Here is a 16,417-nt window from a genome sequence, read left to right as displayed (position 1 = left end):
GTGAAGCAATGACCCAACACAACAACATTTACCGAGCGATCTGTGCAAGTTTGTTGATGTGTTGGGGAGTGAATCTCTCTGCTGCGCCTGTGACGCATAATTCAGGATGGACTGAGGATGCACCAAGTCAGAGTGCAGAAGTCCCAATCGAATCGATTCAGCAATTTGTACAGATCTATGGCATTGTCAAAGATAACTATGTCGATAAAAAATCGGATGATGCGCTGTTTCAACAATCGATTAAAGGCTTGGTCAGTGGCTTAGACCGTTATTCCCGTTATTTATCGGCAGAAGAATATCGCCAGCTGATTCAATATACAGAAGGTGATTTAGCCTCTGTTGATTTCAATTTGAATTATGATGCGCATGCCAAGTCTTGGCAGATTCAAGATTTAAAGGCAGGTTCGGACTCAAGTAAGTTGGGCCTGCGCAATGGTCAGGTGATTCTCAAAGTTGATAATCAGGAACTGAAAAGTCTGAACCAAGATCAAGTGCAAGGCTTACTCTACGGTTCAATTGGCAGTACGGTACAGATCCAGCCAGAAAATAATAGCAGTACCGTGATTCTGGTTCGCAATAAAAAAGTCGAAACCGATATTGAACCTGTTCTGTTACATAATCAGGTGCTGGTGCTGAAAATACGTGTTTTTCAACAAGATACTGCCAATGAAATTAAACGTTTAATTGAAGAATATAGTTCTACTAAGCTAAAAGCGGTGGTGTTTGATCTGCGCAATAACCCAGGTGGCTTACTCTCGGCTTCGGTTGAAGCAGCTGATTTATTTTTAAATCAAGGCATTATTGTCACCACCAAAAGTCGTTCAGAAGGCGATCAACAATTTCAGGCACTGCCGTCGAATGAATTTCAAAATATGAAATTAGGGATTTTGATCAATCGACGTTCTGCTTCTGCAGCTGAGGTTTTTACCGCAGCAATGAAAGAGCACAAACGTGCTTGGGTGGTGGGCGAAACCAGTTATGGTAAAGGTGTGGTACAGAAGTTGTTCCCTTTACCGAGTGGTGCCGCACTACAAATGACAGTTTCGCATTACTACACCCCCAATGGCAATATGATTGAAGGTCAGGGGATTCAACCCAATCAAATTTCACCTTTAACGGCAGAGATGAAAGAAGACACTTACTTGGAGCATGTCACCGATCTGGTGTTAAAAAGTCGTTATTAAAAAATAAAGCCCCTCGATTGAGGGGCTTTATTTTTAAGCATTATTCATCGTCTTCGGTATCTAAACCAAATTTCTTCAAACGATAGCGCAAAGAGCGGAAGGTCATGCCTAATTTCTTCGCGGCTAAAGTTCGATTCCAATGGGTGAGATTCAGCGCATTTAGAAGAATCTCTTTTTCGATATTCTCTAAATAACGCTCTAAACCTTCAGGTGGAAGTTTCTTTGAACTCATGCTTGGACTTGCCGAGTGTTGTACGGGTTCGACTTCTTCTGATGCAGTATTTGAAAAAGAAGGCGTTGGATTTGCCAGAGAACTACGCAACGGAGCGGTCTGCAAATGTGCTAAATCGATATTGTTATCATCACTTAGGGTAATTGCCCGCTCAATAATATTGCGTAATTCCCGCACATTACCTGGGAAATATTGCTGCAATAAGAATTGCTCTGCACGTGAAGATAGGGACTTCGCCGGTAGATCCCATTCTTGGCTGATCTTTTGAATAAAGTGATTGGCTAATAACAAAATATCCTGACCACGCTCACGTAAAGGTGGTAGTACGATATCCATCACGTGAATGCGGAAGAACAAATCTTGACGGAATCGTCCCTGCTGGACCAATAGTTCCAAGTCTTGGTGACTGGCACTAATCACACGGAAATCTACATCAATTTCTTGATCTGAACCCACTGGACGAATTTTCTTTTCCTGTACTGCCCGTAGCAATTTGACCTGCATATTTAAAGGCAGTTCGGCAATTTCATCCAAAAACAAACTGCCACCGTGTGCAGACAGAATTAAGCCTTGCTTGTCCTGAGTTGCGCCGGTAAAGCTGCCTTTTTTGTGTCCGAACAACTCACTTTCCATCAATTCAGTTGGAATCGCACCACAGTTGATGGCAATAAATGGACCTTCGCTACGGTTACTCAAGCGATGTACCAGATTCGCAACGACTTCTTTACCTGTTCCTGATTCACCCGTAATAAAGACGGGAGCCTGGGAACGTGCAATTTTCTTTAACGCGATGCGGAGCTGTTGGATCGGTGCAGAACGTCCAATTAACAGCTTATTCTCCAAGGCTGTTTCGGCAGCCTCTTGTTCAGGCTGTGGACGGTTCAATGCTTTCTGAATCAATTGATCCAGATGCATCTGGTTGACAGGCTTACTGACAAAGTCAAATGCGCCTGCCTTTAAGGCTGCTATGGCAATATCCATATTGCCATAGGCGGTCAGTACCGCAATCGGTGTATTGGGATAGTTCTGTGTTACATGTTTAACCAGATCCAAACCATTACCATCTGGAAGATTTAAATCCGTTAAGCAAGCATCGTACTGGAACTCAGTAAAGAACTTTTTTGCCTGTTCGACCCGATAGGCGAGATGTGTCTTGATGCCCATACGCGCCAGCGTCATCTGCATTAAAAGACATAAATCTTCTTCGTCGTCTACCAATAAGACGAGTGGTTGTTTTGTTGCCATTTCCCCGAGAAACCTAATCTAATCAATGAATTTTTGAGCATTCAATCCTGAAGCATGCTCCTTGTTGTCGCTCTATATAGGTGAGCTTTGCATGATTTGCCTCACAAAAGGTATGAGACAGATACAATCCTAAACCAGTTCCTTTAATTTCGGTACTAAAAAATGGTTTGAACAGCTGAGAAATATCTCGTTTTGAGACACCCGTCCCAAAATCGATAACATCAATGCAGGTTCGTCCATCTTTGAGCTGTATATTCACTTCAATAAAGGGCGCATCGGTCGCATTATGTCGCAGTGCATTTCTAATTAAGTTAATCAGCACTTGGCGGAGTTGTTTTTCATCAAACAGGATATTGAGCTGTTCGGTCTGATTCAGCTGAATACGTTGTTTCGCATCGGAAAGGTCTTCATTCAGAAGGCTTTCAAAGAAAGGATTTAGTTCAATGATTTGTGGGTCTGTTGGCTTATTTCTTGCCATAGCTAAAGTATCTTCAACGATGCTGTCAATGCGTTTGGCTTGTTTGTTGATCATGCGTGACAACATATTCAATTGATGTGCATCGCTGTCTTTTATTAACTCATTGGCTTGTACAATCGCAGCTAAGGGGTTGCGAATTTCATGGGCAATGCTGGCTGAAAGCTGTCCCAACGCTGCGAGCTTCAGTTGCTGAACTTGTTGGGTTAGCTTCTGGGCATCTTTTAAAATCAATAAGACCAACGCTTGTTCTGGCACAATCAAATGTTTGACCCGAACATTGATCGTGTAAGGGCTTTGTTGAGATTCAAAACTGAATTCTTCGCCATCTTCAAGATTACTGAATTGAATCAGTTCAAATAGATCTGGCTGTAACTTAATCAGTGGCGTTTTTTCCAAAGAAACAGCCAAATGAATGCCTAACAAAGTATTGGCAGCTGGATTGGTTAAAACAATATGATTACTTTCATCCAGTACCAAATAGCCATCCTCAATTTGTTCGAGAATATAACGGTTAATATTTTGTAGTTGATGAATTTCAATGGATTGATGAAAGGTTAAGGTTTCTAAAATCTTAAAACGCTGCACCGCAATACGACCAATGGCATGTACCACGAAAAACAGAAAGGCCAGAAAAATGCTATTGCCAAGATGGGTTAAATTATTGGCATCAAAGAAGTCACCTAAAAAGCGTTGGTAAACCACCATGATGACTGCAAATAAAGTAATGATCAGCGAAAGATGTGCATTTAATAAAATTGCTGAGGAGAAAATAATAATGACATACAGTAAGCTGAGCTGCAGATTTGGGCCACCTGCTGCGAAGGTGATTAAACTGAGACAAATAACATCAATAATAAAGATAAAAATCAGCTGCTTGGAGATTTGTATTGGAACAAGCTGCAGCAAAGCAAGCTGGAAAATATTAAAGGTGATATAGCACACCAGTGTATAAAAATACAGAAAGGGGTAAATATAGTTACTTGAAAGTTGCTCAGCAGTCAGTAAATAAATTAATAGCAGACTAATCGAGATGATCAGTCGATAGCCGCTATACCACACCCCAAGCCGATAGACCGTCTGTGAAACAGACGACGCAATTTTCCCTAACATAGGCGCTTACTGTTATTTTAAGGTTTAATGAGTCCATAGCGAATCGCAAGATGGGTCAATTTGACATCACTATCAATTGCCAGCTTTTCAAAAATACGATAACGATAGGTGTTGACCGTCTTCACGCTAACAAACAATTTGTCTGCGATTTCTTGGGCGCTAATACAGTTGACCACCATCATGGCCACTTGCATCTCTCGCTCTGACAAGGCATCAAACGGCGATTGCTGCGTATCTGAAAGATACGAACTGGCCAGTTGCTCGGCAATATCTGCGCTAAAGTATTTTCCGCCTTGCATGACTTTGTTAATGGCACGAACCATTTCTGCAATCGGTGCACCTTTAGTAATATAACCTTTGGCGCCTGCTTTTAATAACAGTGATGGATAAGGTTCTTCAGCAAGGCCGCTCACTGCAATCACCTTAGTTTCAGGCACACTTTGTAATAAGCGGCGAGTGGTTTCTACGCCGCCAATGCCTGGCATATTCACATCTAATAACACCACTTGTGGGTGTTTTTGTCGGACCAAAGCAATCGCTTCTTCACCCGATTCAGCTTGTCCAATGACTTCTACATCGGGGTGGTCTTCCAACATACGACAAATCCCTGTGCGCACGAGTTCATGATCATCAACAACGAGAACAGTGATCAAGAAGACCTCCTTTTTTCAAAAAAACTGGTTTTTTGTTACATAAAGCAAAATTAGCTTGCAATGAAACGACAAAATTAGCAATCCTATTCTTCGTTTTTAGCGAATAGTTGTACACAATTGTGTCTATAAAAGCTTTACCTGATTTGTTCAAATGTAAGGCATAATGGTATTAAGCGCAAATGTGCAGCGTCCTGAGTTGAGTATTGTGTCGTGAAAAATTCTAAAAAATCTATCATGCATGTTTTAAGCATGTCTATCTTGTTGGCGTGGAGCTCAACAAGTTTTGCTGAACTGGTTGTGAATAACAATCCAGCTTCTTCGCGTGTGAGCGGTTCAGCTTCAATGAATTGGTCTGCAAGTGATGCAAGTCAGTTCATGGAAGATGATGATCCGCTAGAAATTAGTCCACAAGGTTCAACTTCTGTTACCACAACATTGCGTAATGGCAGTTCAGCACCAATTACATCTTCAACGGCGCCACAATCGTCGACACAGATTCGCGATACCTTCGGGTATAGCAGTCAGCCTTCAGTCAATGCACGTGCTGCTTTGGTGATGGATGCACAGACAGGCGAGGTGCTGTACAGTAAAAACAGTAATATGTCTGTCCCGATTGCTTCGATTACCAAATTGATGACTGCTGTAGTGACTGCTGATGCACGTTTAAACATGTCAGAAGAAATTACGCTGGAATCGATTGATTTCGCAGGTGCAGGCGGCAAGAACTCAAGTTCAACCTTACGTGCTGGCGATCGAATGAATCGTGCAGAAGCACTTTTGTTTGCTTTGATGAAATCTGAGAATCCTGCTGCCGCAGCTTTAGCGCGCACTTACCCAGGTGGCCGATCTGCCTTTATTGCTGCGATGAATGCAAAAGCGAGGCAATTGGGTATGACATCTACACGTTATGCTGAATCTACTGGTTTAGATCCGCATAATGTCTCATCAGCACGTGATTTGGGTATTCTGGTCAGTACAGCGTCGCAATATGGGTTGATTCGTCAATTTTCAACGACGCCAACCTATGATTTCAATTTAGGTTACCGTGTTCTTAAATCGAACAATACCAACGCACTGGTGCGTAATGGCGGCTGGAATATTAACTTGTCGAAAACAGGTTATATCAATGAAGCAGGCCGTTGTGTGGTGATGCATACGACTGTGAATTCACGCCCAGCGGTTGTCGTGCTATTAGGCGCACCAAGTTCGCAAGCACGTAATAGCGATGCCACCAATTTATTAAGCTGGTTAAGCACTTTGCCAAAACGCGTTTAATCATTCGAAATATAAAAATGCTCTTCTTTATGAAGAGTTTTTTTATATCTACAAAAAGAAAGTCTCTTTTCTTTAACACAATAAAAAACCAGTTGCAGGCAACTGGTTTTTTATTTCAGTATCTCTGCTTACATATTTGAAAGAATCGAATCTTTCACTTGATCCATAGTCGCATCAATTGACAACATTACGGCATCAGCACATTGTTTGATTGCAGTGTCAGGATCTTTTAAGCCATTGCCTGTAACCGTACATACAATCACAGAGCCTTCAGCAATTTTACCGGCTTTCAGGTCACGGATCGCACCACCAATAGATGCTGCTGAAGCAGGCTCAACAAACACACCTTCATACATTGAAAGCAAACGTTGCGCTTCTAAAATCTCAGCATCAGTCAGTTCATCGAACCAACCTTTAGAATCACGTACCACTGCTTTAGCATGGTTCCAACTTTGTGGATTACCGATACGAATCGCTGTTGCAACTGTTTCTGGGTTCTCTACTGGCGCACCACGTAAGAATGGCGCAGCACCAGATGCTTGATAACCCACCATAGTTGGTAGACCTTCAGGTTTAGGGCCTGTGAATTGATCTGTTGCAGCATCATAAATCACTTGCTCAAACTGATCTGCAGGTTGGTTGGCAACTGCTTCGGTATAACCCATCCAGTGTGCGGTGATGTTACCGGCATTACCGACAGGTAAGCAGTGATAATCAGGAGCACGACCCAATGCTTCTACGATTTCATAAGCAATGGTTTTTTGACCTTGCAAACGGTAAGGGTTGATTGAGTTTACAATCGTTACTGGTGCTTGATCTGCAACTTCTTTGACTAAACGCATACCATCATCGAAGTTACCGCGGATTTGCATGGTAATCGCACCATACATCATCGCTTGCGCCATTTTACCCATGGCAATTTTGCCTTCTGGGATCAAGACGAATGCTTTAATGCCTGCACGTGCTGCATAAGCCGCTGCGGCTGCCGAAGTATTCCCTGTAGAGGCACAGATAATTGCTTTAGAGCCTTCTTCAACAGCTTTGGTCACCGCCATGGTCATACCACGGTCTTTAAATGAACCTGTTGGGTTCAGACCTTCGTATTTCACATAGATTTCGACGTTTTTGCCAATAAGACGTGGAATGTTCTCAAGTTTAATCAGTGGAGTATTACCTTCACCTAAAGAAATTGCACGTGTAGTTGCAGACACAGGTAAACGGTCACGATAACGATCTACAAGACCAGTATAACGATTGGCATTCGACATGATGGTGTTCCAATATGAGGTAGAGCGGGGTGAGGGAAGTCATTTTCCCTCAACCTGATTAACTATCGAGCGATTCTAAACGAATTCTTACGATTTCGCCACGAATTGCAGGTAATGCTTGAATTTGCGCAAGCGCTTCATCCATTTTTGATTCAACGATCGGATCCGTTAAAATCACGATAGGAATCAAGTCTTTTAAGCGTGATTGCTGCATGATGGCATCAATACTAATGCCAGCACGGCTAAGAATCGTAGTGACATCAGCCAATACGCCAGTCTGGTCTTCAGCATTTAAGCGGATGTAATAACCTGTGGTCATTTCTTCACGGCTTAAGATTGGTACATTAGTCAACGCTTCAAAGGCAAGCTGAGGAATCGTTCCTGCGCCATCTTCGGTATACGAAATATCACGCACGATATCAATTACGTCAGCAACCACGGCAGAAGCGGTTGGGCCTGCACCTGCGCCAGCACCGTAATACAAAGTAGGACCAACGGCATTGGCCTGTACCAAGACTGCATTCTTCACGCCATTGACGTTAGCAATCAATTCTTCAGCAGGAATTAAAGTTGGATGTACACGTAATTCAATGCCTTTATCTGCGCGACGTGCGATACCTAAGTGCTTGATACGGAAACCAAGTTCTTCTGCATATTTCACATCTTGGGCGGTGATTTTGCTGATGCCTTCGGTATAGACCTTATTAAATTGCAATGGAATACCAAAAGCACATGAGGCCAAAATCGTCAACTTATGTGCAGCATCAATGCCTTCAACATCAAAAGTTGGATCAGCTTCAGCGTAACCAAGTTCTTGCGCTTCTTTTAAAACGTCTTCAAAGGCACGGCCTTTTTCACGCATTTCAGTCAGAATGAAGTTGCCTGTACCATTAATGATGCCTGCAAGCCATTCGATATGGTTCGCTGCGAGACCCTCACGGATCACTTTAATGATTGGGATACCACCCGCAACAGCTGCTTCATAGGCAATCTGAACAGCATTGTCTTCTGCTGCTTTAAACAGTTCATTGCCATGTTCAGCCAGTAAAGCTTTGTTTGCAGTCACAACCTGTTTGCCATGCTTAATGGCTTCCATGATGACTTCATAGGCTGGGTGAATACCGCCCATGACTTCCACCACAACATCAACATCAGGTTGACGTACGATTTCCATCAAGTCATCGCTTTGTTTAATGCCTTCGAGTTGTAAATCTGGACGTGGACGGCGTGTGCCTACGTGTGTAATTTGAATTTCTCGACCGGTACGGCGTTTAATTTCCGCAGCATTTTCTTGTAGTAATTTAAGGGCTCCACCACCTACAGTACCAAGACCGAGTATCGCCAGACGAACTGGTTTCACGTTACACTCCATTATATTCAATCATTTTAATGAAGCTTGATCATAGCTAAAAAAATGCGCAGACACTAGGGCTAAGATCATCTTTAATCTGTCGCCCGAGTCTTTGCTGATTTGTGGTGCGGTTTGAATTTATTTGTTTAAGCGTTGTACGATTTCTTCAGGTGTCATATAGCCGCCTAAATACTCGCCATCGACGTTATAAATCGCTGGTGTGCCATTCACGCCCATATTTAAACCGAGTTGATACTGGTCACGAACAGGGTTCTTACATTCAGCAGCCGAAACGGGTAAGCCTTTGGCAGCTTGGTCGAAGGCAGCTTTACGGTCTTCACTACACCAAATCGCTTGCATGGTTGGCATGAATTGTTCGCCACGTGGCCATGCGATATAACGGACTTCAATGCCTTTGGCATTAATTTCAGCAAGATGTTCATGCAGTTTATGGCAATAAGGGCAGCTTGAATCGGTGAATACATAGATCACATGCTTGGCTTTGCCGCCTTGAGCAGGATAAACAATCAAATCTTCGGTTTTTAGTGCCGCTAAATGTTTTTTATTTTCAGTGGCTTGTAAGGCATCACTCACATTATGTAATTGCTTGTCGCCTAAACGCACCACATCGCCTTGAATAATGTATTGGCCATCAGCGGTGGCATAGACAGATCCCATGCCTTCCAGACTTACCCAATAGAGATTAGGCACTTCGGTTTTCTTCACTGCAAGAATTTTGGCGTTGATATTGGCTGTTTTGAAATTTTTCTCTAAGGTCGAGACTAAACGCTGTTGCGCATTGCGTTCATTTAAAGTTGATGCTTCACCTGTCGCAGGTGCACTTGCTGTGAGCGCATCTTGTTTTTGTGCAGAGTTTTCTTTTGAGCAAGCACTGACTAATAATGTTGATGCTAATGTACAAGCAATTACAAGCTGAGACCGAGTAAACAACATATAGAACCTTTTTTGTACGAATTCATTTGTATAAGGGGCCTAGCATAACAAAAAAAATGAATCACTTCGTTAAATCTTGCATAGGCTCTGTGAACGGCATCAAGTTTTGGTTGAATCCTAGATAAAAGGTGGATTTAGCCGCGTGGATGGTATTTGCCATGCAATTCCTGCATACGATGTTGCGCGACATGGGTGTAAATTTGCGTGGTGGAAAGGTCACTGTGTCCAAGCAGCATCTGTACCACGCGTAAGTCTGCGCCGTGATTGAGTAGATGGGTCGCAAAAGCATGACGTAAGGTATGGGGGGAGAGTTCAGCTTGAATATTGGCTTGCAATGCATAGCGTTTAATCGCATACCAAAAATTCTGTCGACTCATGATGCCACCATGTTGAGTCAGAAATAGATAATCCGTGCTGCTTTTATACAGTTGTGGGCGTGATTCAATTAAATATTTTTCAATCCAGTCACAGGCAAATTGCCCTAGGGGCACCAGACGCTCTTTATTGCCTTTACCTGTGATTCGCACAAAGCCCTGTTTTAAATTGATCAGTTCTAAACGTAAATTCAGTAACTCTGAAACACGCAGGCCACAGGCATACAGCACCTCGAACATGGCACGATCACGGAGACCTAATGCTGTATTAATGTCAGGCGCATTGATTAAGGCCTCTACATCTTGTTCAGATAAGTCTTTGGGTAAGGCTCGTCCAATTTTGGGGGAATGGTGCGTAGCAACAGGATTATCGTCCCGTAACTTTTGTTCTCTTAAAAACTTATAAAATTGTCTTAATGCAGACAGGCAACGGGCAATCGAACGCGGGCTTTTCCCGGCTTTAGTCAGTGCAATCAAGACATCCGCAATATCGTCACTGGACCAGTGTGGTAAGGCTGCTGTCTGATGTAATTCAGCACATTGAATCAGGTCAGATAAATAGGCATTGCGGGTGTGTGGGCTTACGGTTTGAGCCACCAGATAATCCCGAAAACCCTGTAAAAAACTCAAATGTTCGGGGATGTTAACCGCAGCGGGAATACGAGGCTTTTTATTTAACATAAGGCATTGAATATATTTCTCAGTGAAAGAAGGGCATGTATTTTAAGGGGAATTCTGCCCTGATTTATTTTGGTTGAATTGCACTGTAAAAGAAAAATGAATTGTTGTCGATCTGTCACAGAAGCAAATGCCACTGAGATTGGTTTTGGTAATTATTCTCATTTGCTTGTATACTAGAAAAAAAGGGTTAAGGGTTAGAAGCGGTGCGATTGTCAGCATTAAAAGTCAAGCAAACAGCGATGATTACCAAAGTCAATCGCGTGGTCGATGAGACAGAACAGCCAGATTTAGTTGCAGTTCGTTTAGAAAGTTTAGGCTTTGTGCCAGGTACACAAGTACAGGTGATTACCAAAGGTATCTTTGGTGGAGATCCGATTCTAATCCAGCTCGGTTTTACGCGTTTTGCGTTAAGAAAAGCGGAAGCGGACAAAATTGAAATTCAACTTGAAGGAGCACCTGCATGAGTGATGCGTTACGTGTTGCCCTTGTGGGAAATCCAAACTGTGGTAAGACATCTTTATTTAACCATTTAACAGGTACACGCCAAAAAGTTGCTAACTATGCGGGTGTGACGGTTGAACGTAAAGTTGGACATTTTCAGCTTCCTTCTGGGAAAGCGGTTCGTGTTCTGGATTTGCCAGGAACTTATAGTTTACAGGCAACCAGCCCAGACGAAGAAATTACCCGTGATGTTTGCCAAGGCAAAATTGCGGAAGAAGGGCAACAAGATGCCTTCTTGTGTGTAGTCGATGCAACTAACTTAAAGCTACATCTTGGTTTGGTGTTGGAAATTATTGAGTTGGGTCGTCCAGTCCTTGTCGTGTTGAACATGATGGATGAAGCGCGTCGTCGTGGCATCCAGATCAATACACAAAAACTTTCTGAGCGTTTGGGGGTGCCTGTTGTTGAGACAGTAGCCGTACGTAGTTCTGGCATTGAAAACTTATTGCATGCACTTGATCAAGGAAAGTACTCCGTTCCTCAGACTGAGCTCAGTGGTTTGACAGGCACAGCTCATCAAAAAATTGAAGTGATTTTTAAAGATGTGGTGAACTTTGTTGATCTGGAAGATAAGCGTACTGATTTTCTGGATAAGATTTTCTTACATCCAGTACTTGGTTTGCTTAGCCTTGCGATCATGATGTTTGTTGTGTTCCAAGCCGTTTTTTCATGGGCTGAGCCATTTAAGGGTGCGATCGAAGATGGTGTGGTGCCATGGTTGGGGGAGTGGTTGACGGAAACAATCAGTCATCCTGTACTACAAAGCTTATTGGTTGATGGTGTGCTTGCTGGTGCAGGGACTGTGGTTGCGTTCTTACCGCAAATCTTAATTTTATTCTTCTTCATTCTTGTATTAGAAGAATCTGGTTACCTACCTCGTGCTGCATTTTTACTTGATAAATTGATGTTCAAAGCAGGTTTGAGTGGGCGCTCTTTTATCCCGTTGTTATCGAGTTTTGCTTGTGCAATTCCAGGTATTATGGCAACCCGCAGTATTAGTGATCCACGTGATCGTTTTACCACGATCATGGTTGCACCATTGATGACCTGTTCTGCACGTTTACCTGTTTATACCTTATTGATTGGTGCATTTATTCCTAGTCAATCGGTATTGGGTATTTTTAATTTGCAAGGCCTCGTGCTGTTCGGTTTATACATGGGCGGCATTGTGAGTGCGCTCTGCGTTGCATTTGTGATGAAATTTTTGCAAAAGGACAAAACGCAGCATGCTTTGTTGATGGAATTACCAAGCTATCGTTTTCCTGATATGAGAAGTGTAGCAATCGGTTTACTGGAACGTGCAAAAATCTTCTTGCGTCGTGTCGGTGGCATTATTGTGGCATTGACGGTCATTCTCTGGTTCTTGTGTACTTTCCCGCAAGCGCCTGAAGGGGCGACACAACCTGCGATTGATTATAGCTTGGCGGGTATGCTTGGGCATTTATTGCATCCAATTTTCGCGCCTTTAGGTTTTAACTGGCAGATTGTTGTTGCCTTGATTCCTGCGATGGCAGCACGTGAAGTTGTGGTTGCTGCATTAGCTACAGTCTACGCCCTATCGGGGGCAGATGATGATGCGATTGCACAAGGCTTGTCGCATTTGATTAGTGCGGATGGGACGGGTTGGTCACTGGCAACAGGTTTGTCACTGCTGGTGTGGTTTATCTACGCGCCACATTGTTTAGCCACTTTAGCAACCGTACGTCGCGAAACAGGCTCATGGAAACATGTGGCGGTGATGACGGTTTATCTGTTTGGCTTAGCTTATTTAATGTCGTTCTTCACCTACCAAATTGCATCACGCATTTGGGGGTAAAAGGAGTAGCTTATGTTTGAGTACTTGATTGTTGCTGTATTAGTGCTGTGGAGTGCTGTTGTCGTATTCAAGAAGGTATTGCCTCAAACAGCAAGTTCAGCATTTCTGGGCCTGTCCAATCTTTGTCAGCGTTTAGGTTGGCAACGCTTGGCGGCATGGTTAAAACCGAAAATGGCAGCTGGCTGTGGCGGAAATTGTGGTTGTTCAACCGATGAGGCTGAAACTAAAAAGCCAGAAACGATTCAAACAGTGAAATGGCGTTAGTCGCAATCTTAAAATTGCCCATCTTAAGATGGGCAATTTTTTTGAAAAGAAAAAATGAATCAAATTGAGATGAACAAGAAGAGATCATTCAGCTTAAAACATAAATTGATTTTATTGGGTTTTATGCGATTGATGACTTTGCTTTATCTTTCTGCTTTGGCAAAAAATCTGAATATTTATAAAGAAACAGTTTCATGGCTATTTTCATGTTCCATCTTGATTTATCTATGGTTAAGACCCGAATTGATTGAGCTTAAATTCAAGCATTATGTGTTTAAATCAGTCGATTGGCTGGGGATTGTGAGCTTGATTTTGTTGCTGATCAGCTGTGCGATGCCTGATTAAGCTTTTACGCACTGACACAAAAAAGATTGAATAAAACCAAAACTGAAAAAGCATTTAAAACAGTAAAGTGCTAACATTTTTGCCATTCTGTAATCTGCAAAAAATGGGGCAAAAATGTTAATACAACGCGGTGGATTAAAAGTTGTGGCTGGCTTAGGTATTTCGGGGGTATCAGCAGTCAACTTTCTACATGAACAAGGCTACCAAGTTGCAGTAACAGACTCTCGAGCAACCCCTCCAGGACATGATCAAATTCCCGCAGCTGTGCGGACCAGTTTTGGTCAATTAGATACAGAACTGCTGTTACAGGCAGAAGAAATTATTCTCAGCCCAGGACTTGCACCGCAACTACCAGAAATTCAGCAAGCGATTGAAAAAGGTATTCCAGTTGTGGGTGATATTCAATTGCTGCGCCGTGCCACAGAAGCCCCTATTGTTGCGATTACAGGCTCAAATGCAAAAAGCACGGTCACTACCTTGATTGGCTTAATGGCACAAGATGCAGGTAAGAAGGTTGCAGTTGGAGGCAATCTTGGGCGTCCTGCTTTGGATTTACTCAAAGATAAACCTGAACTGCTGATTCTTGAACTTTCGAGCTTTCAACTTGAAACCACATCACACTTGAATGCAGAAGTGGCTGTAGTGTTGAATATGAGTGAAGATCATTTAGATCGTCATGGTGATATGTTGGGCTATCACAAGGCTAAACATCGTATTTTCCAGGGTGTGAAAAAAGTGGTGTATAACCGGGATGACAATCTGAGCCGTCCTTTGGTTCCTGATGTTACACCGATACAAAGCTTTGGTTTGAATGCACCAGATTTAAATCAATATGGTGTGCTACGTGATGCCGATAGCACCATGTGGTTAGCACGTGGCCGTGAACGTCTGCTGAAAACCTCTGAGATGTATATTCAAGGTATGCATAACGTTTCCAATGCCTTGGCGTGTTTAGCATTGGGTGAGGCGATTGGTTTGCCAACAGTATCTATGCTAGAGACCTTAAAACATTTTAAAGGCTTGGAACATCGTTGTGAATATGTGCAAAGTATTGATGGTGTGCGTTATTACAATGATTCCAAAGGCACCAATGTCGGTGCAACCCTTGCCGCGATTGATGGCTTAGGGGCTGCAATTGAAGTCAACAATGGTAAGCTGGCTTTGATTCTCGGTGGTCAAGGCAAAGGTCAGGACTTTAAACCATTACGTGATGCGATTCAGAAATATGTGAAATCAGTGATTTTGATTGGTGAAGATGCAGCAGTCATCGAACAAGCGATTCAAGGCAGCAGTGTGATCCAACATGCACAGAGCTTAGAAGAAGCGGTGCGATTGGCACAGAAAAATACACAAGCTGAAGATGTGGTCTTACTCTCACCTGCATGTGCAAGCTTTGATATGTTTAAAAGCTACAATGATCGTGGACAGCAATTCGTGGCATGTGTAAATGCCTTGAATGACGAGAACAACTAGGAACAGAACTATGGCGGATTTAGCCCAAAATACGGTGCAAAAGGTTTCGCAATTGCTCAATCGTTTGCCGAAGTTGCCTGCAGAAATGACGGCACGAAATATTCTGATCTTTTGTGTGATTGCATTACTGTGTTTCGGTTCGGTGATGGTGGCATCAGCCTCGATGCCCTATGCGGAATATATTCACGAAAGTCCATTTTATTTCTTGATTCGTCATGGTATTTCGATTGTTGTGGCTGCGGTGGTGGCGTTTCTGACTTATCGGGTGTCATTAAACTTATGGTTTAAAAATGCCTTTCCTTTATGGTTGATTACCATCGTGCTGTTGTTAGCCGTGTTGGTGGTCGGTTCCGAAGTGAATGGTGCCCATCGCTGGATCAAGGTCGGTGGCTTTACCTTGCAGCCAACCGAGATTGCTAAGATTGTCATGGCGATTTTCACCGCTGACTATGTGGTACGCCGTGCTAAAGAAGTCCGAACACACTGGAAAGGTTTATTGCGTTTAAGTGGTGTGATGGCCTTAACTGTCGGTTTTATTGTTGCCGAGCCTGACTTGGGGGCAACTGTCGTTATTGTCTTAATGATGGTTGGAGTATTCTTCTTAGCTGGCGCACCTGCAACGCAGTTCTTAATCATGCTCGGTGCGATCTTTGCGGGTGTCAGTGCGCTGATCATCTTCGAGCCATTCCGTTTTCAGCGTTTGATCTCGTTTACCAATCCTTGGGCAGATCCATTGGGGGTTGGTTATCAGCTTTCCAACGCTTTGATGGCCTTTGGTCGTGGTGAGTGGTTTGGTACGGGCTTGGGTCACAGCGTACAGAAGCTTTCTTATCTGCCAGAAGCACATACTGACTTTATGCTGGCTGTACTAGGTGAAGAATTTGGTTTCTTCGGCGTGTCGATTGTGATGATGCTGTCGTTTACCATGCTGGCATGTTGTATCCGTATTGGTCATCGTGCCTTGCAACATAATTACTTACGTGCAGGTTATTTGGCCTACGGGATTAGTATCATCTTCTTGATGCAGATTCTGGTCAATGCGGGCATGAATATGGGATTAATGCCAACCAAAGGTTTGACCTTACCGTTTATTAGTTATGGCGGTACATCACTGATGATGTGTGCGGCGATGATTAGCTTGATTCTAAAAATTGATGCGTCAACGCAAGAGTTGAATCCAGTGAAAGAAGAGTCTAATTTCTAACTGAATTGA

15 protein-coding genes are annotated in these 16,417 nt (G+C 43.1%); 8 read left to right on the top strand and 7 right to left on the bottom strand.

From position 1 onward, the window contains the following. The first annotated feature begins 8 nt into the window (after window positions 1–8). On the top strand, window positions 9–1,184 hold the full coding sequence (locus F957_RS05010; protein WP_016540804.1) for a S41 family peptidase: 1,176 nt from the start codon (window positions 9–11) through the stop codon (window positions 1,182–1,184). A gap of 40 nt (window positions 1,185–1,224) precedes the next feature. On the opposite strand, the gene F957_RS05015 is transcribed toward F957_RS05010, so the two are convergent. Genes F957_RS05015 through gacA form a run of 3 tightly spaced genes read right to left on the bottom strand, consistent with a single transcriptional unit; the run spans window position 1,225 to window position 4,902 of the window. Next, window positions 1,225–2,661 carry a sigma-54-dependent transcriptional regulator gene (locus F957_RS05015; protein WP_016540805.1) on the bottom strand — a complete coding sequence of 479 codons (1,437 nt, stop codon included), beginning with the start codon at window positions 2,659–2,661 and terminating at the stop codon, window positions 1,225–1,227. A gap of 22 nt (window positions 2,662–2,683) precedes the next feature. Further along, complete coding sequence (locus F957_RS05020; RefSeq protein ID WP_016540806.1) at window positions 2,684–4,249, bottom strand: sensor histidine kinase; 1,566 nt, start codon at window positions 4,247–4,249, stop codon at window positions 2,684–2,686. 17 nt (window positions 4,250–4,266) lie between these two features. Further along, window positions 4,267–4,902, bottom strand: a complete 636-nt coding sequence (gene gacA, locus F957_RS05025) for a response regulator transcription factor GacA (RefSeq protein WP_004656359.1) — start codon at window positions 4,900–4,902, stop codon at window positions 4,267–4,269. A gap of 210 nt (window positions 4,903–5,112) precedes the next feature. Here gacA and pbpG point away from each other — a divergent pair, with 210 nt between their 5' ends. Further along, window positions 5,113–6,177, top strand: a complete 1,065-nt coding sequence (gene pbpG, locus F957_RS05030) for a D-alanyl-D-alanine endopeptidase PBP7/8 (protein WP_141669913.1) — start codon at window positions 5,113–5,115, stop codon at window positions 6,175–6,177. A 128-nt stretch (window positions 6,178–6,305) separates the two neighbouring features. On the opposite strand, the gene thrC is transcribed toward pbpG, so the two are convergent. The 4 genes from thrC to xerD form a co-directional block, all read right to left on the bottom strand. Continuing rightward, window positions 6,306–7,445, bottom strand: a complete 1,140-nt coding sequence (thrC, locus tag F957_RS05035; protein ID WP_016540808.1) for a threonine synthase — start codon at window positions 7,443–7,445, stop codon at window positions 6,306–6,308. A gap of 58 nt (window positions 7,446–7,503) precedes the next feature. Further along, window positions 7,504–8,805 carry a homoserine dehydrogenase gene (locus F957_RS05040; RefSeq protein WP_004773963.1) on the bottom strand — a complete coding sequence of 434 codons (1,302 nt, stop codon included), beginning with the start codon at window positions 8,803–8,805 and terminating at the stop codon, window positions 7,504–7,506. A gap of 129 nt (window positions 8,806–8,934) precedes the next feature. Beyond that, on the bottom strand, window positions 8,935–9,750 hold the full coding sequence (locus tag F957_RS05045; protein WP_016540809.1) for a DsbC family protein: 816 nt from the start codon (window positions 9,748–9,750) through the stop codon (window positions 8,935–8,937). A 134-nt stretch (window positions 9,751–9,884) separates the two neighbouring features. Next, complete coding sequence (gene xerD / locus F957_RS05050) at window positions 9,885–10,805, bottom strand: site-specific tyrosine recombinase XerD (RefSeq protein ID WP_016540810.1); 921 nt, start codon at window positions 10,803–10,805, stop codon at window positions 9,885–9,887. Window positions 10,806–11,008: 203 nt separating this feature from the next. On the opposite strand from xerD, the gene F957_RS05055 reads away from it, so the two are divergent. The 6 genes from F957_RS05055 (at window position 11,009) to ftsW (ending at window position 16,408) form a co-directional block, all read left to right on the top strand. Continuing rightward, window positions 11,009–11,269 (top strand): FeoA family protein, encoded by a 261-nt coding sequence (locus tag F957_RS05055; RefSeq protein ID WP_004656347.1) that lies wholly within the window; start codon window positions 11,009–11,011, stop codon window positions 11,267–11,269. Further along, a complete protein-coding gene (gene feoB / locus F957_RS05060; protein WP_016540812.1) occupies window positions 11,266–13,122 on the top strand; it encodes a ferrous iron transporter B in 1,857 nt (618 codons plus the stop codon). The genes F957_RS05055 and feoB overlap by 4 nt, the downstream gene beginning before the upstream one ends. A gap of 12 nt (window positions 13,123–13,134) precedes the next feature. Next, window positions 13,135–13,386 carry a DUF6587 family protein gene (locus tag F957_RS05065; RefSeq protein WP_016540813.1) on the top strand — a complete coding sequence of 84 codons (252 nt, stop codon included), beginning with the start codon at window positions 13,135–13,137 and terminating at the stop codon, window positions 13,384–13,386. A 54-nt stretch (window positions 13,387–13,440) separates the two neighbouring features. Next, window positions 13,441–13,731, top strand: coding sequence for a hypothetical protein (locus F957_RS05070; protein WP_016540814.1), 291 nt, complete (start codon window positions 13,441–13,443; stop codon window positions 13,729–13,731). Between the two features lie 114 nt (window positions 13,732–13,845). After that, a complete protein-coding gene (gene murD, locus F957_RS05075; RefSeq protein ID WP_016540815.1) occupies window positions 13,846–15,204 on the top strand; it encodes a UDP-N-acetylmuramoyl-L-alanine--D-glutamate ligase in 1,359 nt (452 codons plus the stop codon). A gap of 10 nt (window positions 15,205–15,214) precedes the next feature. Then, a complete protein-coding gene (ftsW, locus tag F957_RS05080) occupies window positions 15,215–16,408 on the top strand; it encodes a putative lipid II flippase FtsW (protein ID WP_016540816.1) in 1,194 nt (397 codons plus the stop codon). The last annotated feature ends 9 nt before the right edge of the window (window positions 16,409–16,417 follow it).

The sequence above is a fragment of the Acinetobacter gyllenbergii CIP 110306 = MTCC 11365 genome, from assembly GCF_000413855.1.
Classification (GTDB): domain Bacteria; phylum Pseudomonadota; class Gammaproteobacteria; order Pseudomonadales; family Moraxellaceae; genus Acinetobacter; species Acinetobacter gyllenbergii.
This window is presented reverse-complemented; position numbering and strand designations above follow the sequence as displayed.